The following is a 19,088-nucleotide window of genomic DNA, read 5'->3' on the forward strand; positions in this document are numbered from 1 at the left end:
TGGCCATGGAGACGATGCCCAACCCACCGCTGAGCCTGATCATTCCCGTGTTGAATGAAGCCGCAACGATCACGACCACCCTGGGCAGGCTTGCTCCCCTGCGCCAAGGTGGCACGGAGGTGATCGTGGTCGATGGCGGCAGCCGGGATGGTACCCCTGAACTGGCCCGACCTCACTGCGAAAGGCTGATTAAAGCACCCTGCGGGCGGGCACGACAGATGAACCGCGGGGCAGAGGTGGCCCGTGGCGAGGCGCTGCTCTTTCTGCATGCGGACACTCACCTGCCCGACAATGCCGATAGCCATATCGACCAGGCACTCTCCCGGGAACGCTGCTGGGGAAGATTCGATATCCGACTGGAGGGTGATAGCCGACTGCTGCCGGTGGTGGCTCGCGCCATGAACCTGCGCTCGCGACTGACCGGCATCGCGACCGGCGACCAGGCGCTGTTCATGACGCGCGCCGCCTTCGATGCCGTAGGGGGCTTCCCCGACCAGCCACTGATGGAAGATATCGCCATCAGTCGTCGCCTCGGGCGACTCTCTCCCCCGGCCTGCCTGCGCTCGCGGGTGACCAGCTCCGGTCGCCGCTGGGACAGCCAGGGCCCCTGGCGTACCATCTGGCTGATGTGGCGACTGCGCTGGCGATACTGGCGGGGAGCACCACCCGAGACACTGGCCAGGGAGTACCGACATGTGCGCTGAAGGGGTCGCCGGCAGGGTCAGGCTCGCCATCCTGGCCAAGGCCCCGATTCCCGGAAGCGTCAAGACACGCCTCATTCCGGGCTGCGGTGCCGAAGAGGCCGCCCGTGTTCATGCGAGCCTGCTTCGCCACACCCTGGCCGTGGCCTGTGCGGCCCTGCCGGCGAAGCGGATCACGCTGTGTACGGCCCTCGAGCATGAGCACCCGCTGTTTCTCGAGCTGGCGACGAAACATGGCGTCGCCCGGCATGCGCAGCCCGAGGGTGACCTGGGCGAGCGCATGCGATTCGCGCTGACGCCGGGTCCGGCGATGGTTATCGGCAGTGACTGCCCGACACTGACGCCCGAGCTGCTGAGCGCCTGTGCCGAGGCCTTGGCCGATCACGACGCCGCCTGCCTGCCGGCAGAGGATGGCGGCTATGCACTGCTCGGCCTCCACGAGGCCCACCCCAGCCTCTTCACCGATATCGACTGGGGCAGCGGGCGCGTCATGGCCCAGACCCGCCAACGCCTGGATGCCCTGGGCTGGCGCCTGGCCTGCCCGGCCACCGTGTGGGACGTCGACCGCCCCGAGGACCTGAGGCGCTGGCGACACGCTTCCCGCAGCCGTTACACCACCTCCCCTTCTCCTTCGGATGACGCCCAGCGCAGCCGATGAGGGTCGAACCCTGAACCAAGACCCGGCTTGATGATCTGAAAATAGGGCGACAGGTCGAAGTCGCGAGGCGTAAACAGGCTGAAGTGTCGGCGGCGAAAGATCCGGCGGCGACATTCGGCGCAGCGCTGCTCATCTCTCAGCCACTCCTCGATGGGAAGAATGGGGTAGTTGATAAACTGGAACGCTTCGGCAAGCAGCGTCGAGCAGATTGCACGGGTCGGGTCGCCACTACCCAGTGCCAGCATTCCACGCCGCCAGGGAACCGGAACCGGAGGGAGCGGCATCAGGTAGCGTGCCAGGTCGAAGATATTGCGCAGATCATAGCGTTGGCCGACGCGATGGGTAGCATGCTCTATCAATTGCTGGATGTCGTTATCGGCGAGGCCAACGGGGCGACAGATCCGCAAGGGGTACCCACTGAACTCATCGTAACCGACCAGACGGACCCCCTCGGCCAGGTCCGCCTCGACGAATGCGGAGCCGGGCGCGCCCCCGGCCCCTATCGCCGCCTCGGATCCGACAAACAACGCCGCATGTGACCAGGACGACTGGGTCAGGTACTTGATGACAGTGCTCAAGCGTGATGATCCTTCGACCAGCAGGACGTCACCGGGAAGCAGACAGCACCACACCTCGCCAACCGTCACCGACTCGGGCCGGTGCCATGGCCTGGGCCTCGACAGCCAGCAACTAATGCGATAGCCACAGCTCTCCAGGGCTTTCATCCCCACCCCTCCACACGTGTCCCTATGGATCAGTATCGTCCAGTGCGCTTGTTTTTTGTCGCTGGAGACAGCATCGGCTTACACTCACCGTGAAGGAGGCTTGCAACCCTGAACTCAAGCAGCAAGCACAGTGCCACCGATGAGAGTCAGGCGACGAAAGGGGTGCATCAGAAGTTCCTGCGCCTGTCCCCCCAAGATATTGGAGACAACCCTTATGGAAGACCCGGCCGCGAGCGAGGGTGACAGGCTTGCCAATCAGCGATCGACACGCCTGGAGCATCTTTCATCGATCAGACCCAAACTGGTCGCTTTCGCCAGGATGCATCTACGCGACAGTGCAATGGCAGAGGATGCCGTTCAGGAAGCCCTGATGGCGGCTATCGAGAAGGATGCCACCTTCGCGGGTCGTTCCGGCTATGACACCTGGGTGTTTGGAATATTGAAGTACAAGATTCTCGATATCATGCGCTACCAGAAGCGCCAGGGGCGGCTCCAGCCTCTCGATGACGAGGAGAGTGATGAGGTCATCGATCGACAGTTTCGAAAAAACGGACGCTGGGAAGCCCGTTCTCGCCCGGCAAGCTGGGGAGATCCTGACGCCGTCGTCGAAAGCCAGCACTTCTGGAAGGTGTTCGACGCCTGCATGATCGCACTGCCGGAGAATACTGCCCGGGTCTTCTCGCTGCGCGAACTGATGGGACTCTCTACCGAGGAGATCTGCCGGCTGCTCGAGATTCGGGAAAACAATTGCTGGGTGATTCTGCACCGTGCGCGCCTTCGTCTACGCCAATGCATCGAGAAAGGCTGGTTGGAAGGAGAAACATCATGATGATGTGCAAAGAGGCCACACGGCTGATGTCACTCAAGCATGAACGCAACCTGACCCTTCAGGAAAGGGTTTCACTACGGTTTCACCTGTCAATGTGCGGTGCCTGCAGGCAGTGTGACAGGCAGTTTACGCTGCTTCGAGAGGCCTGCAGGCGATACGGCTCTGACCATCGGGTGGATCACGAAGACGACGGGCGCTGACGCGTCCGTCGGAGCCCCACTCCATTGATGTCACCGGTCGGCGGCAGCGCTTGCCACGCTTTCCAGTACACCGGCGACCTTGTCCAGCGGCAGATCACACTCCTCCAGGGAGTGACGCTCGGCCAGATAGAGAGGCGAGTTCCACTCCAGCCTGACGCCCTCGTCGACTTCACGGACCACGATCTTCTGGGGCAGATCCAGCGCCATGCTTCCCCGACACTGCATCATCGGCGTTCCCACCTTCGGGTTGCCGAAGATAAAGGTACGGGTTGCGGGCAGCGTGAGCCCAACTCCTTCCGCGTTGGCGGCGTGGTCGACAACCGTCATCAGCGTCAGCCCCTTCTCCTCGAGGGCGCCACGAAGCCGCTGCTCGACACTCTCGATACCATCACTCGACTGCAGGTGCATCACCCCATGCTCTTGCGCCTGCACTATCACCGGCATGGCCACGAGCATGGTCATTGCCGCCCCGATCAGACACTTTCTCATGATACCGGCTCTCTCTTTTGTTGAGTTCCCTATCAGGATGGCCAAGAACAGCCCCCCTGAAAAGCCCCGAGCCTGATCCTTCAGGTTCGGGGCTTTTCAGGGGGCTGGTTGACTATAGCCACCAGTAGCGCAAGTGGTCCTGTGTAACTCCCTTCTCGTTACTTGCTCCTCTGGGCTGTTCTCTTCCACTCTGGCTGATATCTCTTTCAACGCTCCTTCCCCCAAAACCTTCGTCCTGAGAGACCGACCCGGCACTATCCTCATACAAAGACTTGCGGCGCTTCTCAAGATACTCGGAATCCATCGCCATTAGGGGTCCGGCACTAAGCATAAGAGCTATCATGGCAATAACTGCAGATCGAATATTCATAACAACACCTCATGTTTTCTGGCACTACCAAGACCTTCGCTCGGGTCTTGCCACTTTGTCCCTATGGCTACCACTTTCCTTACACCAGAAAATCGAAACTAATTACCCTGCCTCACTCACGAGGGCTCTGATCGAACGGCCTGAACCGGCTGGCTGCCTTGCCACCGGGGAGACCTGATAATATGAGCATGATGCCTCAGGCTCCTCCTGCATCTGGGCATCAAGATGCTGGACCGCTTGAAGCGACCAGGAGATCATGTAACGGGCGACCATCAGCAGAGTACGCCTGGTGCGGGGTGGGGTATGTCCGTGTGACCATCGACGACCACCTCATGTGGCCTTTTTGGCAGCGTTCATTCTGATGAAACGAGATGGAGTGCTTTTCTGGCCCTACTGTGATCCGTGCGCTACTACTCCGGGCCTGTTGTTTATCGTCTGTCAGTTAGCATAATCACGCGGCCATGCAACAAGATGACACTTCAGCCATTCCAGAGCCATGCTCGAAATAGGTAACGTATTGGGCAGTGTAACGCCGATCTTTGGTTTGTCCTTAGGCTCTGCCCGAAATCTTTCTGCGCTCGGCTATACGGCGTTAACAATCGAATCAAAGCGCTCACTTACCCTCCGTAAACTCGTGCGCGAGCCCGGTCCGTCTTTTCGCCGACTTTTCCTTGTCTAACCTTCGCTCGCCGACTTTTCAGACAAAGCCTGGATGCGGATTATCGTGAGACGGGTTCGGACTTATCGAGCGTAATAGTGCTGGCGTTAGATATTCTTTTCTCCACATAATAATATATAAGCCTGAGGAGTATCATCGTGCAGCCTAAAGCGTCAGTATTCGACACCTGTCATTATCCAAATCACCCGAGTTTCGGTGTCACCCGGATTATAAATCCAGTGAGGGGCGTCACCGGTCAGCGAAAAACTGTCGCCAGTCTCAAGCACGAACGTCTGCTCACCGATGGTCAATTCCAGGGTGCCAGCCTCGACGTACCCCGCCTCTTCCCCGTTGCGCTGCCGCGGGACTTCCCCACCACCGCCGCCTGGCTCGAGCCTCGTCATGATCAGCAACAGCTGGCCGCTCAGGCGCGGAGACAACAGCTCTTCCCGCGCACCGATGCCGGAAAATGCCATGGCACGCCGGTGGTCAGCACGCACGATATAGTCATGCTCGCCGTTCTCGGCTCCGCCCTCGGGCTGAAAGAACCAGCTGACCCGCACGCCCAGAGCATTGCTGATGGCTTGCAAGACGCCGATGGGCAATGACGACACACCCCGCTCGACCTGACTCAAGTAGCCGACAGACTTGTTGACCTCCTTGGCCAGACTGGCCAGCGTGATGCGCTTGGCCTTTCGCAGGTCACGAATCTGACGCCCGAGGCGCAGGTCATCGGGATCAGCATTGGCCGCCTTATTCACGCTTTCGTCAGGCATCTCGGGTACTCGGATGGCAAAGAATCACACCGAAAAAGAATAACAGAACGCGGGATACCGAAACACCGCCTGATGGCATCACCCCATCGGCCGCCTGTTGTGCCATGACAGGCGCCCCGGTCGAGCGACGCGTCCGGGGCGCATCGCATCAGGCGGGATCGAAGGGCGGGCGCTGCTTGCGAAACGCCTGCTTGCGCACGACCTTGCCATCGCGAACCGTGAACAGGTCTACGCTATCGGCTTCAATAAGCTTACCGTCGGGCTGTGTGGCGACAAAGGTCGATTCCGACACCACACGATTATCGGCAAAGTAATGGGTGCCATTTAGCCATTGAACATCCGGCTGGGTGCCCCAGGTGTTCTCGAACGCGGCCCGGACGGCATCACGACCCTCGATACGGGTGCCATGCGCCTCGGATCCCGAGACGGTATCGAACACGATGTCATCCGCGAAGTATGACATGACCGCATCAATGTCGTGACGGTTGAAGGCGTCGAACATGGCGTTCAGGGTGTCATTGCTCATGCCGTTCATAGTGCTACTCCTCTTGCCAATCGGGTTAGGTGATTGCCTGCCTGGCAGGCCACATGCCATCAACGCACGGTATCCAGCATCTGGAAATACTTGTACAGCGCCCTCTGCCCCATGCGTCGAATCGGCCTCAAGGGGTGCGCAGGAAGGGGCGAGCTGAAGATGGGAAGATCGGACTCAGGGATCTTGCCGCCGGCGATCAGCGTCGCCAGTTTCTTCGAGGCATAGGCAGAGAAAGCAACGCCATTGCCGCTGTATCCCTGGGCATAGAAGATCTGCTGAGACGCATCGGGCTGCACGATACGCGGCATCATGTCGTGGGAGATATCCATCCACCCATGGGAGAACCAGGGCGTCTCGATGCCTGCCAGGGCCGGGAACTTGCGCGCGATGGCCTCATGGACAACCTTCAGGTGCTTGGGATTCTGCGCATCGGCGCCGCTGATGGCGCTACGGGTGCCGATCTGAAGCCGTTTCTCGGGCAAGAAGCGGTAGTAGTACCGCAACTTCCGCGTATCGGTGACGATCATGGTGGAGCGGAAACCGCACGCCTCGATCTCCTCGTCCGTCAGGGTTCTCGTCCAGACCGAATTAGCCATGATGGGCATGTTGCGGTAGGCCGTGAGCTTGTGCAGGCTCGGACTGGTATAGCCGGCGGTGGCAATGCCAACTGCCCGCGTCCGCACCACGCCGCCCGGGGTCTGCAAGTGATGGATCCCCCCTTCCGTCGTCCAGTTCTGTACCGGGCTTGCCGTGTGAATCCTGGCCCCCAGCTTGCGGGCGAGTCGGGCATAGCCATAGGCAAGCTTCAACGGCTGGACGGCGATCCCCACCGGCTCCAGAAAGGCACCGAAACTCTCCTGGTCGCCGATATACTCATTCAGCACCGTGTCGCGATCCAGCACATGCGTCTTGTAGCCGAGCACGTCATGACAGAGCCGAGACTCTGCCTGCAACTCCTTCAGTGCCTGAGGACTGTGGGCGACGAGCAGGTTGCCGTGATTCTGGGGCTCGCAGTCGATTTCTGGATCCTCGGCCATGGACTGAAAGACCTCGAAGCCCTCCAGGGTGTTGGCGTGCAAGCGGCGCGCGGTATCCGCGCCCCATTTCTTGACCCACTGTCTCCGGCTCAGGCGCCCCCAGGCCAGGTGCCCCTGCCCTCCATTGCGACTGGTGCACCCCCAGCCAATCTGATTGGCCTCCAGAACGGTCGCCTTGATGCCGTACTCACGAGCGAGAAACAGCGCAGTGGCCAGGCCCGTAAAGCCCCCGCCAATCAAGACTACATCCACGTCCATATCGGCGCTGACGGCACCGTCATCCTCGGGTGGCTCTCCGGCATGGTGGCGCCAGTAGCTCGGCGCATAGTCCATCCCCTGCCCGGGAAGATCGCTATGCAGAGGATCATAGTGCGGATAGTAGGGCTGAAATGCAGACATAGGGTCGATTCACTCTATCTGGTGGCCGGGGTCTCATCCGATGGTTGGCGATGCCCCCGGGCGTTGGCTTTAGTGTGCTTCCGGTTTCGTCGGATCGTTATCAAGGCGACTAGCCGCTCGACTTGATATGCGATGCCAGACCTCTCGAGAAAGAGCCTATTTCAATATTCTTCACACCGCCCTTCTTCGCCGACTTGAGCATGCGATAGACCGAGAACATGTAGGCTATGCCCACGAAGAAGAAGGGTGCACCCACGACAATGGCAAGGCTCCTGATGGCATCGAAGCCGCTAGTAAGCTGAAACATGATCCCTGTAAAGCCTATGATCACCCCCCACAGGAGCCGCATGGACACCCGGGGATTTTCCTCGCCATTGGATACCTGCATGGCGGCGAAGAAGGATGCGGAGTCAGAGGTGGTCACGGCAAAGATAATGATGTTGAAGAGCACGATAAGGCTTAACCACCAGCCTCCCGGCATGCTCTCGAGCAGGGCATAGATGCCAGACTCGGGCTTTTCCTGAACGCTTTCCCACAAGGGGGCGATACCAGTCACCTCGACAAATCCCGCGGAGCCGCCCCAGATGCTGAACCAGCCAATCGCTAACAGCATGGGGACCAGGATGACACCGACGATGAACTCGCGAAGCGTGCGTCCCTTGGAGATACGAGCGATAAAGCCGCCGCAGAAAGGAATATAGGAGATGTACCACAGCCAGTAGAACACGACCCACCAGCCGAGCCAGTCGCGCTGCTCGAAGTTACCGGCATCGCTCCAGAACTGCAGGGCAAAGATGTCACCGAAATAGTCACCAATCTGCTGCGTCCCGAGGTTCAGGAGATACTGGGTCGGCGCATGACCAAAAAAGAGCAACACCAGAAGGACGGTACCAGCCATGACCATGTTGGCCTGACTGAGAAACTTGATGCCACGCTCGACCCCCGTGGCCGCAGAAATCACGTAAGCGATGATGACCACCAGCATGACCAACGCCTGGCCTATCGGGCCCAGATCGAGTCCGAACAGAGTGTTTAGGCCATAGCTGATGGAGGCCACGCCTAGCCCGATCATCGTGGCATTGCCGCCGATGGTGCCAATAATGCCCAGTGCGTTGGCCAGGCGTCCCCACAGGCTGCTGTTGCAGCGCTCCCCGAGAATGCCATAGAGACCGGTGGCCACGGTGAGAGGCAGTCCCAGTCGGTACGCCGGAAATGCGATGGCCCAGGCCGCAATGGCAAACACCGCCCAGCCGTGCATGCCCCAATCCAGCAGAGTGAGCTGGACCGCCTTGGCGACGCCGGCGGCCTCCCCCGTCGCGCCCATGTCGATCACATGGGATGACTGGTACAGATGCGTCAGCGGCTCGGCCACACTGAAGAACACGAACCCGATGCCGAAACCACAACTGAAGAGCATCGAGATCCAGGCACCGTAGGAGAACTCCGGCACTTCATCATCCGCACCCAGTTTCAGATCACCGAACGGACTGATGATCAGGTACAGGCAGAACAGCAGTGCTGCCCCCATGCCCAGCAGGAAACTCCAACCGAAGTTGAAGATCAGGAAATCTCGGGTAGAAGACAGCACTTCACCGATGAGTTCCGGGAAGAGCAGAGCGCATAGCATGATCGCGGTATAGATCGACAATACCGGCCAGAAAAGCGAGTGATCGTAGTCACCAAATAGACGAGTCGTCAGGCGACCCGATGGATATCGCTCGACTCTACTTATTAGTTGTTCGTTCATCGACTTATCCTTCACAAGATCTCTTGCCGCCCAACATCACGGGGCTGACCCCACGGATCGCCAACGGGTCGTCACCCGACCCACGGGGCGAGCCGACAAGTCACGTCATTGTTGCAGCGGATGGGTACGCATCGAGGCGGCAGGTGTTACCGCAGCGGAATCCCCTAACGGCTCACCGACATGCCACTGGCCGCGCCACCGAGGCGTGCCGATGGTTCGGCCATGCGATGGGCACCGGGGAGCCGATGCTTGGCCTGAGATGTACTGGCGTCAGGGGTTTCATCCTGGAGGGAGGTAGGAAAGGCATGGCGATGGTCCTCGATACAGCTAGTTATGGTTGTTTGGGCACATTGGCTCTGGGTGATGATCATCACACAAATGAATGTAGCAAAAAAAAATCCATTTTCAATGAAATTTTTTTTGTTTTTTTCACAATGGTGATCCGGATCGCCCAGCCTTCTTCATGCCATCACTAAAGGACACCTCGACCCTGGCCTCGGGAATTATCGCTGGAGAGGCTGTCTTCCGCCTATCGCCATGGTGAAAAGCGTGCCCTACACCGGCGTGTGCATGCCCTATTGCCGAGTGACCAAGGCCATGCCATCGGCTGTAGTGAACGCTGCGTCGCGTACGCCTGGTCTACCTATCGGTTTACTCGCCGGGGCTGAGACCGCTAGAAACTCTGTGGCGGAAGATGAAGTACGCATGACTGCCGTTGAGCGCCCATCTCTCGTTTGACCATCTCTGCAGTGAGGCCTTTCGCCTACTCGGCAGCTACGGGTCTGGGTGCGCGATTATTTTTGAATAGCCACGTGAGGCGGGCGATGCTAGCTCGCCATGGCCTTCATCCTGATAAAGATGGTTACACTCGGCATACGATCCGACGTGCAGGCAACCAATTGGGATGTCTTGAGATGCGTCTGTGGAGAGGGGCTTGTCCTACTTTACTGCACGGCCTCATGCTCCTCCTAGCGATGGCGGCAACCGGGTATCGAGCTCCTCGGCGATTGCCTTCGGCCTCGATGGCCTCCTTGAGGGCAGCCAGCAGCCCGGGGTAATCCATTTCGGTCTGGCGGACCTCCCAGCCCTGTTCCGGCCAGACTGGCTAGGCGGCCAGCGGGGCGTCAACCAGCACCGCCACACAACCAGGGGCAACCACGATAGGGGTAAGGCCTTTCATGCTCGCTGCCTCTGTTCGCTGATCGTCCCCAACGGTGTCTCCATGGTCTGTCGACGCCAATGGCGCAGCGTGGAGGGGTGTACACCGAAATCGGCGGACAGTCTCACCCCGAGCTGCTGCGCCAGCACCCGAAGCAGCGCCATATGGTGTACGGTATGGCTGGTCAGAAAGGCCAGCTCTCGGGCAAGGCTCGTGGTCAACGTGAGGGTGGCTCCCTCTTCATCGACCGGGTATTTCAACTGCAGTGGCACGCAGGCGTGCTCGACTAGCCTGGTCAGCCCCTCGTGGATCTGGCCCAACCGCTCTCGAGCCAGGGCCGGATCCCGCTCCAGGCCGGGCTCCCGGACACGCGCCTCGTAGTCGATGCAGGCGACACCGATGCCATCCAGCAGCGCCTGATAGTGATCCAGGATATGGCGCACATGACGCCCCAGGGTCTGGTGAGCCTCGGCATCGAAGCCGTGGCGATACGCTAGCGGAGTGATCTCCACCAGCAGCGTCTCCAGCTGATGGAGGCTACAGCGATTCTCCTCGATCAGGCTATCGACACAGGCTGGCAAGTGGGTCTCTTTCATACACCCTCCTCACGGCTGCCGAGGGATATCGATACCACGCCGGCCCGGAAGGCCGGCGCAGCGGTTGCTCGACATCAATAGGCGCCTTCCCCCTCGGCTTCTGCTTCTGCCTCTCCCTCTGCTTCGGCTTCCGCCTCTCCTTCCGCCTCTCCTTCGGCTTCGGCCTCGCCCTCTGCCTTATCCATGGCGTGTGTGTCAGCTTCTGCACCGCCTTCGGCATGGGCCTCGGCAAGCATCAGCGGAGCCTCCTGGCCGCTGGTATAGACGGCCTCCTCGGGCTCGGCGGCCACCGCCTGCATGGCGGCACCGCTGGCAACCAGTGCCAGGGCAGGTGCCGCATGGCCCAACCGACGGCCGAGCCGTGCGATCAGGGTCCGGCGTTGCTCTTCAATCTCAGTCATGACATGACCTCCATCGTGTATTGCAGTAGCAGGCCAGCGCTGCGCCTGCCATCGAGTGGCGAAGCGCCTTGCGACGCTCCGCCATGCTGGACCGTCAGGCGGCCCAACGACTCATGCCTCGACCGACGCCTTGCCGGCCGAGGAGAGATCTGACTGAACCAGCGTGTCGAAAAGGGCTGAACCATCCTCTGGAAGGCGCACTGTTTGCCGCGAGACCCCTTCCAGCCACGCATCGAGGCGCGCCATCAGGTCGGCCGAAGGCACGCCGCCCTCGCCGGTGTGGCAACGCGGCAGCAGCGCCGCCAGGGCATCGAGTCGAGCCTGCGGCAGAAGCCCAGCGGATGCTTCACCCTCGCTCGATTCCAGCGTTATCAGGCGAAGCGGCGTGGCGACCTGTTCAGCGCTTACGTCATCCACCATCTTGCTCCGCCTGGTGAAGGGAAGCCCCAGGGGCTCGACATGCACGATGTCGCCCTGCCACGTCAGCCTGGCACCACGGCTCAGCGATTCTCCCAGCGAAGACGCCAGGGCCTCGCGACAGGCCTCATCATCGACGGCCAGCAACGTCATCTCCCCAGTGCGTGACTGCCAACAGGCCACGTCCAGCACCGGCTCGCCGGGGCGAGCGGCCAGTCGCAGCAGCAGGGTGGAGAGCGCCGGCACCACCTCCGCCAGCGTCAGGCGACTCGACACCAGACGACTGCTCTCGGCCAACGCATAACCGGCGGGGGCCGCAAGCAGCGAAAGCCAAGGTAGCTGCCCTGCCTCCTCCGGCGGCAGGGGTTCGAGCCCTGCACCGAACGCCTCGACCAGGCGCTGTTCGATCGCGGCATCGGCGATCCGCAGCGCCCAGGCTCGGCCATCATGGCGAAGTTTCAAGGCAGCCGGCTCGGCATCAGCGGCAACCTCCGCCCGTGACTTCTCGCTTCGAACAAAGGCGGACTGAACAGCCGCTTGTGTCTGGCAGAGCAGACCATCACGACACCACTCCCCCAGGGTTTGCCACACCTGGCGACGCAGTGCCACGGGCTCGGGCGGCTCGGCACTGGCCGCCTGCAAGGTCTCGGCGATGGCATCGGGGTCCAGCCCCTCGGTCGCCAACAGCCAGATCAGCGCCGCGGCATCATTGGGACGATAGAGCCTTCCGGTGTCGGCGGCGTAGAGTGCCAGGCTGTCGGCCTCATGCAGCTCGGTGACCCGGCGTCGAGCCAGGCGCGGGCGAGGCAGAGCGTACCCGGCCAGCGCCTCGGCCAGCGTCATATCCGCCAGTGAAGGCAGCGAAAAGAAGGGCAGGTAGCGCTCGGGGCTCGCCGAGGGCAGCAGCCGCTTGAAACCTCCGGCGCGTGACGCCTCGGCACGGGCCTCGGCAAGCAAGGCCGCTGGTGACGCGTCCTCCGACTCCGGCGAAGACTCACCGGCAATATCCACCAGCCGCAGCATGTCGCGTACCAGCTCCCCCTTGATGCGCTCCTCGGCGATACCGCCATCCTCGGGCGCCGCGCAGGTGCCCAGCGACGGGCTCAGGTTGCACTCCAGTATCCACGGCTTGAGGTCATCATCGATCATGCAGTCGAGACCCAGCAGCTCGTAGCCGCCGCGCGGATCGGCCCCCGCCTCGGCGGTGCGGCGACGCAGGGCATCCACGCCGGAGATCGCGGTCAGTGCCACCAGATCCTCGATCCTCGCGAAGAGCGCCTCGTCGTCATGGCCCTGGTCACGCAGCCAGGCGCGATAACGGCCGAGATCGATAAACTCCACCGGCACCTCGACACGAGTGTTCAGGGCGTTGATATCGGGATTGGTGAGCTGGCTGTAAGGGTTGTCGGCGTCGTCGGGATCCCACGGCTCGGAGGCCAGCTTGGCAAACCCCTGATGGTAGAGATAGAGCCTCAGCGGGGTCAGTGAGCTGATCAGCACATAGAGACGCAGCACATACTTGTGCCCGCGGATGGTGTGAGGGCGATCCAGATACTCCTGGACCAGCCAGTTCGGGCTGGCGGGTGCCTCGGCGGCGTCACGCAGCACCCTCACCCCCTTGCCCTTGGAGGCGTTGGTGGGCTTAAGAATCCAGCGTCTTTGCGGCTCCGCCAGGGCCACCCGCTGCAGGGCATGATAGTCATGGGGCATCACCCAGGCGTGGGGGAAGAAGGTCAGGCGTGACAGCAGAGGGTGCCCCTCGCCCACGCCCTCACCGACTCTCGCCTTCATGCTGGAGAGGCTCTCATGCAGACGACTCTTGACCGTCAAGGCGGCGTTGCCGGGAAAGTGGTTGAGCTTGCGGTACGCCGACACCCGACGAAACTGACTCGGCGCCGGCATGCCGGTAACCCAACCCGCATCCCAGGTCGTCTCGTCGCCCTCCACCCATCCCTGGGCTTCCAGGGCTTCGCGAAAGAAGCGGTCCTGCTCGGCGGCCCGCTGGCCACTCAACCAGAAGTGCCGGGTCGTGGAGTGCTGGGGCATGCTCGGGTCTCCTCTGCACCAGTCGGGTATCCTGGATAGCTGCTGACTTGGTCGTGGCGTATTCACACTCCTTACAGGAATAGCAACACGATCGCTGGCTGTCGCCTTCGAGGGTTGCGCCCTTCGCAAGAGAGTCACCGTGCATCGGGTCGATATATCCATTGGGAATAGTAGTGTCGGCAAGCATTCTTGGCGAAGGAACGCCGGATCGTTGCAGCATGGAGGCGCCCCCTTCCCGACGACGAGGTACCCTCCATGCGGACTCGACTCCTGATCGCCGCCGGCACGCTGGCCATGGCCGGTAACGCCCATGCCCAACACCCCTCTCCCCTGGTCGATGCCGAATGGCTGAGCGACCAGCTGGATAACGATGACCTGGTGGTACTGGACGTCCGCTCCAGTATCGACAACGGCGGCGACCGCGCCTCCTTCGAGGAGGCCCGCATCCCGGGTAGCCGCTACTCCAACTACACCGACGCCGGCTGGCGCGAGAGTCGCGACGGCGTCGCGGGCCTGATGCCCGAGATCGAGGCGCTCGAGACCCTGATCGGCGAGCTGGGCATCGACAATGACGACACCGTGATAGTCGTCTCGGCCGGCACCGGGGCCACCGACTTCGGCAGTGCCGCCCGGGTCTACTGGACCTTCAAGGCACTGGGCCACGATGAGGTAGCGGTACTCAACGGCGGCTTCGCCGGCTGGCAGGCCCAGGACTTCGAGGTCGCCAGCGGCACCTATGACGCCCCCGAGGCCACTACCTTCGAGGCCAGCCTGCAGGAGGCGCTCCTGGCGACCACCGAGGAGGTGGAAGCGGCCATCGAGGCCGGCGAGGCGCTGGTGGATGCCCGCCCGGAGGACTTCTATACCGGCAGGACCCAGTCACCGGCGGCGCGTGCCCCCGGCACGATACCCGGCGCCGTCAACCTGCCTCACCACGCTGCCTTGGTCGAGCGTGATGGCGCCTACTACCTCGAGCCCGAGCGCCTCAAGGCCAACATCGAGGCACTCGGCCTGGACCCGGAGGCCCCTACCGTGGCCTTCTGCAACACCGGCCACTGGGCCGCCAGCGGCTGGTTTCAGCTCAGTGAGGTGGGCGGCCTGGAGAACGTCAGCATGTACGACGGCTCCATGGCCGAGTGGACTCAGGACGATGCACGCCCGCTGCAGCTGGCCGAGCGCGGTACCATCACCGTCGGCGAGGCGGTCGACTGACCCACCACGCTCGACAATAACGCGAGAGTCTCAACAGCTCTCGAGGCCCCGCGGCGATCCCCCACCGCGGGGCCTCGCCGCGCTCAGGTGAGGCGTTCGGCCAGGGTTTCCAGGTCTCCGACGGTAAGGTCCGGATCGATGCCCCAGGGATCGAACGGGGCCTCGGCGCTGCGCCTTACCCAGGCCGCATGCAGGCCGGCATGACGAGCACCGATCACATCGAAGGGATTGCTGGAGATCAGCCAGGTGTCCCCCGGCTCACTCTCGAGTCGATGACGGAGATGAGCATAGACCGCCGGGTCCGGCTTGAAACGCTTGACCTCATCCACGCTGATTACCGCCTCGAAGTGGTCGCGGATACCGGCCTGCGCCAGCAGCCCCTCCACCGCCTGAGTGGTGCCATTGGAGAAGGCCACGCAGGTAACGCCCGCCTCGCCGAGGCGACGCAGGGCGCCGGCGACATCGGCGAAGGCCGGAAGCTGGGCATAGACCTGCATCAGATGGTCACGATCCGCCTCGGAGAGCCCCACCTGCAGGGCGCGGTCGGTGAATACCAGGGCCTCCTCGGTGCACTGATTGAAGGGCACGTAGCCCCCCATCAGCCCGCGTCGAAAGCTGTACTCCAGCTGTTTCTCCCGCCAGCGGCGCGAAAACTCCGGGGCCAGCGCCGCCTTGCCAAGGGCGCCGAGGCGCTGCTCCAGCTCGGTGGCGACGCCGTGGGTGTCGATCAGGGTTCCGTAGACATCGAAGGCGAGGACCTGTGCCATGGAAAGCGCTCCTTCTGTACGAATCGGTCCTTCCGAGGGTGTGCCAGCACAGCGGGCAAGGCAAGCGCCATGTAACCCACTGCCATCAACGACGTCGCCGCGGGACGGGCCCGCGGCGACGAGGCGGCCCTCACGGGGCCGAGCAGTTCACGTGACCGATCAGGCAACCGGTGCCGTCAGTGTCTTGAGCGCGCCCTCGCGCACCAGCTCATCGGTAACGCGATCAACCGCCCGGCGGGTGCGCGCGACGATCTCGTCGACCTGACCACGGGTGGCGATCAGCGGCGGGGCAAAGCCGAGAATGTCACCCTGCGGCATGGCACGGGCGATCAGGTTCTCCTCGAGGGCGGCGGCGGAGATACGCGCCCCCACCTTCAAGGCCGGGTCGAAGTGCTCTCGCTTCTCCGGGTCAGCGGAGAACTCCAGCGCCGCCAGCATGCCGGCGCCACGCACATCGCCAACGATGGGGTGATCGCCGAAGGCATCTGCCATGGCCTGCTGCAGGTAGGCACCGGTCTCGGCGGCATTCTCGGTCAGCTTCTCGCGCGCGATGATCTCGAGATTGGCCAACGCCGCGGCACAGCCCAGGGCATGACCGGAGTAGGTCCAGCCATGGCCGATCGGGCCATACTCGCCGGTGCCCTGCTCGAGCACCTGCCATACACGATCACCGACGATCACTCCGGAGAGCGGCTGATAGGCGCTGGTCAGGCCCTTGGCCACGGTCATCAGGTCCGGCTTGATGGCGTAGTGGTGGCTGCCGAAGTCCGCACCGATGCGACCGAAGCCACACACCACCTCGTCGGCGATCAGCAGGATATCGTAGCGGTTCAGTACCGCCTGGATCGCCTCCCAGTAGCCTTCCGGCGGCGGCACGATGCCACCGGTCCCGAGTACCGGCTCGCCGATAAAGGCCGCCACGGTATCGGGGCCCTCGGCCAGGATCATCTCCTCGAGCCTGGCCGCGCAGTGGGCCGAGAACTCGCGCTCGCTCATGCCCTGCTGCTCGGCACCGCGATGATAGTAGTAAGGCGCCTCGGTATGCAGGATACCCTCGAGCGGCAGGTCGAACTGGTCGTGAAACGCCTTGAGGCCGGTCAGCGACCCCGTGGCCAGGCCCGACCCGTGATAGCCCCGCTGGCGCGAGATCACCTTCTTCTTCTGCGGACGCCCCAGCACATTGTTGTAGTAACGCACGATCTTGAGCTGGGTCTCGTTGGCGTCGCTGCCACCCAGGCCGTAATAGACCTTGGACATCCCGGGCCCGGCGAGCTCGATGATCTTTTCGGAGAGCGCGATCTGCGGCTCGTTCGAGTGCCCAACGTAGGTGTGATAGTAGGAGAGCTCCAGGGCCTGCTGGTAGATCGCCTCGGCCACCTCGGTGCGCCCATAGCCGATATTGACACAGTAGAGCCCGGCAAAGCCGTCGATGAACTCGCGTCCATCCTTGTCGCGGATGGTGATGCCCTGTCCGCCGGTGATCACACGGCCCGGCGCCTTGCCATGGGCGAAGTCACGCAGGTGAGAGGAGGCGTGGAAGGTCACCTTGCGGTCACGGTCGATCAGGTCCTGGTGCTGCTGGTTCATTGCATTCTCTCTCGTTGGAAGGCGCCCCGGCGTCCCGCCGGGGAGGATGTTTATCGATTTCACATACAGAAGGGTGTCGCCGTCATGCACCATCTCGCGATGCCCGAGGACGAAACCCTGAAGCTTCGCTTGCGGCCAGCGCGTCGGGTCGGATCAAGGTCCCTCTTGCCGACCCTCGATCGACATCCCTGTCGATCGCCGCGCGCCGCGGCGCTTGCCTCAGCGCCCTCGGGTAGATATCGCTCGCTGGTGCATCGCGGCTCTGTCTCGGAAACTAGCTCCCTGACACGGAGCCCAGGGCGCCGAGGCAGTAATACTTGGTATCGAGATACTCATCGATGCCGGTCACGCCGCCTTCGCGTCCCAGGCCCGACTGCTTGACGCCGCCGAAGGGCACCGGCGGGCCGGTCATCTTCACCGAGTTCACCGCGACCATGCCGTACTCCAGGGCGCGCATCAGCTTCCAGATACGGCGAATATCGTGGGTATAGAGATAAGCCGCCAGGCCATACTCGGTGTCGTTGGCCATCTCGATCACCTGGTCGTCATCTCCATAGGCGGTGATCCCGGCGACCGGCGCAAAGGTCTCTTCATTCCAGACCTTCATGTCGCGGGTCACCCCGGTCAGCAGCGTCGGCATGAAGTAGTTCTCCCCAGGCGCCTGTCTCTGGTCGCCGGCCACCAGGGTGGCACCCTTGGCCAGGGCATCATCGACGATGGCCGCGGCCTTCTCGACGGCCTGCCGATGGATCAGCGGCCCCAGGTCCACCTCACTCTCCAGGCCATTGCCCACGGTCAGTGCCGCCATGCGCTCGGCGAAGTGCTCGACGAACGCATCGTGGATCGACTCGTGGACCAGGATGCGGTCGGCGGCGAGGCAATCCTGGCCAGCGGTCTGGAACTTGGCCGACACCGCGGCGAGCGCCGCCTCCCGGGGGTCCATGTCGGGCCCGACAATAAAGGGCGCATTGCCCCCCAGCTCGAGGGACACCCGCTTGACGGTATTGGCGCTCTGTTCGAGCAGCAGCCGGCCGACTCGAGTGGAGCCGGTGAAGGAGACCGCCTTGACGCGCTCCTCGGCACACAGGATCTTCGAGACCTCAGCGGGCTCGCCCAGCACCACATTGAAGACACCGGCCGGGATGCCGGCGCGCTCGGCCAGCTCCGCCAGCGCCAGCGCCGAGTAGGGCGTTTCACCGGCGGGCTTGACGATTACCGTGCAACCGGCCGCCAGGGCGGCGGCGGCCTTGCGAGTGATCATCGCCAGCGGAAAGTTCCAGGGCGTGATCAGCGCGGCGATGCCCACCGGCTCCTTGATGGTGCCCAGCGCCGCGTTGGGGATATGGCTCGGAATCGTCTCGCCGAAGGTGCGCTTGCCCTCTTCGGCGAACCAGCGCACGAAGCTCGCTCCATACTCCACCTCGCCACGGGCGTCGGGCAACGGCTTGCCCTGCTCCATGGTCATGATGGTGGCCAGGTCCTCGCGATTGGCCTGCAGCAGGTCGTACCACGCCAGCAGGCGCTCGCAACGCTCGTCGGCGCGCAGCGCACGCCAGTGCGCAAACGCTACCTCGGCGGCATCCACCGCCAGACTCACCTGGTCCGCCTCGAGCCAGGGAATATGGCCGATGACCTCGCCGCTGGCGGGATTCTGCACGGCTTCCTCGCGGCCGCCATTGCCGTGGACCCACTTGCCATCGACATAGGCGTACTGCCGAAACAGACGTGGATCGTCGAGCATGGTGGTCAGCGTCTTGGATAGTTTCATGTTCATGCGGC

At 62.6% G+C, this 19,088-nt stretch carries 17 protein-coding genes and 1 pseudogene; 6 read left to right on the top strand and 12 right to left on the bottom strand.

What is annotated here, in order from left to right; all coding sequences use genetic code 11:
- The first annotated feature begins 5 nt into the window (after positions 1–5).
- Together RM463_RS14665 and RM463_RS14670 are read left to right on the top strand one after the other, a co-directional pair.
- Positions 6–704: a TIGR04283 family arsenosugar biosynthesis glycosyltransferase gene (locus tag RM463_RS14665; protein WP_311430421.1), complete on the top strand. Its 699-nt coding sequence runs from the start codon at positions 6–8 to the stop codon at positions 702–704.
- Positions 694–1,359 carry a TIGR04282 family arsenosugar biosynthesis glycosyltransferase gene (locus tag RM463_RS14670; protein ID WP_195688107.1) on the top strand — a complete coding sequence of 222 codons (666 nt, stop codon included), beginning with the start codon at positions 694–696 and terminating at the stop codon, positions 1,357–1,359. Before RM463_RS14665 ends, RM463_RS14670 begins: the two co-directional genes overlap by 11 nt.
- On the opposite strand, the gene RM463_RS14675 is transcribed toward RM463_RS14670, so the two are convergent.
- Positions 1,311–2,084 (bottom strand): YiiX/YebB-like N1pC/P60 family cysteine hydrolase, encoded by a 774-nt coding sequence (locus RM463_RS14675; RefSeq protein WP_195688108.1) that lies wholly within the window; start codon positions 2,082–2,084, stop codon positions 1,311–1,313. The two genes, RM463_RS14670 and RM463_RS14675, sit on opposite strands and share 49 nt — an antisense overlap.
- Before the next feature lie 214 nt (positions 2,085–2,298).
- Between RM463_RS14675 and RM463_RS14680 the strand changes: the two genes are divergently transcribed.
- A complete protein-coding gene (locus tag RM463_RS14680; RefSeq protein WP_195688109.1) occupies positions 2,299–2,913 on the top strand; it encodes a sigma-70 family RNA polymerase sigma factor in 615 nt (204 codons plus the stop codon).
- Positions 2,914–2,915: 2 nt separating this feature from the next.
- Positions 2,916–3,113 carry a zf-HC2 domain-containing protein gene (locus tag RM463_RS14685; protein ID WP_267491297.1) on the top strand — a complete coding sequence of 66 codons (198 nt, stop codon included), beginning with the start codon at positions 2,916–2,918 and terminating at the stop codon, positions 3,111–3,113.
- A 30-nt stretch (positions 3,114–3,143) separates the two neighbouring features.
- Here the strand turns inward: RM463_RS14685 and RM463_RS14690 are convergent, their stop codons facing one another.
- The 5 genes from RM463_RS14690 to RM463_RS14710 all read right to left on the bottom strand — a co-directional run bounded on the left by RM463_RS14690 (position 3,144) and on the right by RM463_RS14710 (position 9,124).
- Complete coding sequence (locus tag RM463_RS14690) at positions 3,144–3,602, bottom strand: DUF302 domain-containing protein (protein WP_195688111.1); 459 nt, start codon at positions 3,600–3,602, stop codon at positions 3,144–3,146.
- 1,201 nt (positions 3,603–4,803) lie between these two features.
- Complete coding sequence (locus tag RM463_RS14695; RefSeq protein WP_195688112.1) at positions 4,804–5,406, bottom strand: helix-turn-helix domain-containing protein; 603 nt, start codon at positions 5,404–5,406, stop codon at positions 4,804–4,806.
- Between the two features lie 148 nt (positions 5,407–5,554).
- Positions 5,555–5,941 (bottom strand): nuclear transport factor 2 family protein, encoded by a 387-nt coding sequence (locus RM463_RS14700; RefSeq protein WP_195688113.1) that lies wholly within the window; start codon positions 5,939–5,941, stop codon positions 5,555–5,557.
- A 59-nt stretch (positions 5,942–6,000) separates the two neighbouring features.
- Positions 6,001–7,377, bottom strand: a complete 1,377-nt coding sequence (locus RM463_RS14705; protein ID WP_195688114.1) for an FAD-binding oxidoreductase — start codon at positions 7,375–7,377, stop codon at positions 6,001–6,003.
- A 109-nt stretch (positions 7,378–7,486) separates the two neighbouring features.
- A complete protein-coding gene (locus RM463_RS14710) occupies positions 7,487–9,124 on the bottom strand; it encodes a BCCT family transporter (RefSeq protein WP_311430422.1) in 1,638 nt (545 codons plus the stop codon).
- Between the two features lie 625 nt (positions 9,125–9,749).
- On the opposite strand from RM463_RS14710, the pseudogene RM463_RS14715 reads away from it, so the two are divergent.
- Positions 9,750–9,932 (top strand): annotated as a pseudogene (locus tag RM463_RS14715) (IS630 family transposase); the annotation flags it as partial.
- Positions 9,933–10,300: 368 nt separating this feature from the next.
- Here the strand turns inward: RM463_RS14715 and RM463_RS14720 are convergent.
- The 3 genes from RM463_RS14720 to RM463_RS14730 all read right to left on the bottom strand — a co-directional run bounded on the left by RM463_RS14720 (position 10,301) and on the right by RM463_RS14730 (position 13,743).
- Positions 10,301–10,879 (bottom strand): hypothetical protein, encoded by a 579-nt coding sequence (locus RM463_RS14720; RefSeq protein ID WP_195688116.1) that lies wholly within the window; start codon positions 10,877–10,879, stop codon positions 10,301–10,303.
- 74 nt (positions 10,880–10,953) lie between these two features.
- Positions 10,954–11,280 carry a hypothetical protein gene (locus RM463_RS14725; RefSeq protein WP_195688117.1) on the bottom strand — a complete coding sequence of 109 codons (327 nt, stop codon included), beginning with the start codon at positions 11,278–11,280 and terminating at the stop codon, positions 10,954–10,956.
- Between the two features lie 111 nt (positions 11,281–11,391).
- The gene (locus RM463_RS14730; RefSeq protein ID WP_311430423.1) at positions 11,392–13,743 is read right to left on the bottom strand and encodes a hypothetical protein; all 2,352 of its coding nucleotides are present in this window, start codon (positions 13,741–13,743) and stop codon (positions 11,392–11,394) included.
- A gap of 255 nt (positions 13,744–13,998) precedes the next feature.
- On the opposite strand from RM463_RS14730, the gene RM463_RS14735 reads away from it, so the two are divergent.
- A complete protein-coding gene (locus RM463_RS14735; protein ID WP_195688119.1) occupies positions 13,999–14,955 on the top strand; it encodes a sulfurtransferase in 957 nt (318 codons plus the stop codon).
- Positions 14,956–15,038: 83 nt separating this feature from the next.
- Here RM463_RS14735 and RM463_RS14740 read toward each other — a convergent pair whose 3' ends face one another.
- From RM463_RS14740 to RM463_RS14750, 3 genes are all read right to left on the bottom strand, one after another.
- Positions 15,039–15,722, bottom strand: a complete 684-nt coding sequence (locus tag RM463_RS14740; RefSeq protein WP_195688120.1) for a haloacid dehalogenase type II — start codon at positions 15,720–15,722, stop codon at positions 15,039–15,041.
- A 159-nt stretch (positions 15,723–15,881) separates the two neighbouring features.
- Positions 15,882–17,309, bottom strand: coding sequence for an aspartate aminotransferase family protein (locus RM463_RS14745; RefSeq protein WP_195688121.1), 1,428 nt, complete (start codon positions 17,307–17,309; stop codon positions 15,882–15,884).
- 274 nt (positions 17,310–17,583) lie between these two features.
- Positions 17,584–19,083 carry an NAD-dependent succinate-semialdehyde dehydrogenase gene (locus RM463_RS14750; protein WP_195688122.1) on the bottom strand — a complete coding sequence of 500 codons (1,500 nt, stop codon included), beginning with the start codon at positions 19,081–19,083 and terminating at the stop codon, positions 17,584–17,586.
- Positions 19,084–19,088: the final 5 nt, after the last annotated feature.

Source organism: Halomonas sp. LES1, assembly GCF_031846005.1.
Lineage (GTDB): Bacteria > Pseudomonadota > Gammaproteobacteria > Pseudomonadales > Halomonadaceae > Halomonas.

What these genes read in the sequence shown, in the direction of transcription:
- RM463_RS14680 (WP_195688109.1), top strand. Translation starts at nt 2,299, where the DNA reads ATGGAAGACCCGGCCGCGAGCGAGGGTGACAGGCTTGCCAATCAGCGA.
- RM463_RS14745 (WP_195688121.1), bottom strand. Translation starts at nt 17,309, where the DNA reads ATGAACCAGCAGCACCAGGACCTGATCGACCGTGACCGCAAGGTGACC.
- RM463_RS14690 (WP_195688111.1), bottom strand. Translation starts at nt 3,602, where the DNA reads ATGAGAAAGTGTCTGATCGGGGCGGCAATGACCATGCTCGTGGCCATG.
- RM463_RS14670 (WP_195688107.1), top strand. Translation starts at nt 694, where the DNA reads ATGTGCGCTGAAGGGGTCGCCGGCAGGGTCAGGCTCGCCATCCTGGCC.
- RM463_RS14710 (WP_311430422.1), bottom strand. Translation starts at nt 9,124, where the DNA reads ATGAACGAACAACTAATAAGTAGAGTCGAGCGATATCCATCGGGTCGC.
- RM463_RS14685 (WP_267491297.1), top strand. Translation starts at nt 2,916, where the DNA reads ATGTGCAAAGAGGCCACACGGCTGATGTCACTCAAGCATGAACGCAAC.
- RM463_RS14735 (WP_195688119.1), top strand. Translation starts at nt 13,999, where the DNA reads ATGCGGACTCGACTCCTGATCGCCGCCGGCACGCTGGCCATGGCCGGT.
- RM463_RS14725 (WP_195688117.1), bottom strand. Translation starts at nt 11,280, where the DNA reads ATGACTGAGATTGAAGAGCAACGCCGGACCCTGATCGCACGGCTCGGC.
- RM463_RS14675 (WP_195688108.1), bottom strand. Translation starts at nt 2,084, where the DNA reads ATGAAAGCCCTGGAGAGCTGTGGCTATCGCATTAGTTGCTGGCTGTCG.
- RM463_RS14695 (WP_195688112.1), bottom strand. Translation starts at nt 5,406, where the DNA reads ATGCCTGACGAAAGCGTGAATAAGGCGGCCAATGCTGATCCCGATGAC.
- RM463_RS14705 (WP_195688114.1), bottom strand. Translation starts at nt 7,377, where the DNA reads ATGTCTGCATTTCAGCCCTACTATCCGCACTATGATCCTCTGCATAGC.
- RM463_RS14730 (WP_311430423.1), bottom strand. Translation starts at nt 13,743, where the DNA reads ATGCCCCAGCACTCCACGACCCGGCACTTCTGGTTGAGTGGCCAGCGG.
- RM463_RS14700 (WP_195688113.1), bottom strand. Translation starts at nt 5,941, where the DNA reads ATGAACGGCATGAGCAATGACACCCTGAACGCCATGTTCGACGCCTTC.
- RM463_RS14740 (WP_195688120.1), bottom strand. Translation starts at nt 15,722, where the DNA reads ATGGCACAGGTCCTCGCCTTCGATGTCTACGGAACCCTGATCGACACC.
- RM463_RS14720 (WP_195688116.1), bottom strand. Translation starts at nt 10,879, where the DNA reads ATGAAAGAGACCCACTTGCCAGCCTGTGTCGATAGCCTGATCGAGGAG.
- RM463_RS14750 (WP_195688122.1), bottom strand. Translation starts at nt 19,083, where the DNA reads ATGAACATGAAACTATCCAAGACGCTGACCACCATGCTCGACGATCCA.
- RM463_RS14665 (WP_311430421.1), top strand. Translation starts at nt 6, where the DNA reads ATGGAGACGATGCCCAACCCACCGCTGAGCCTGATCATTCCCGTGTTG.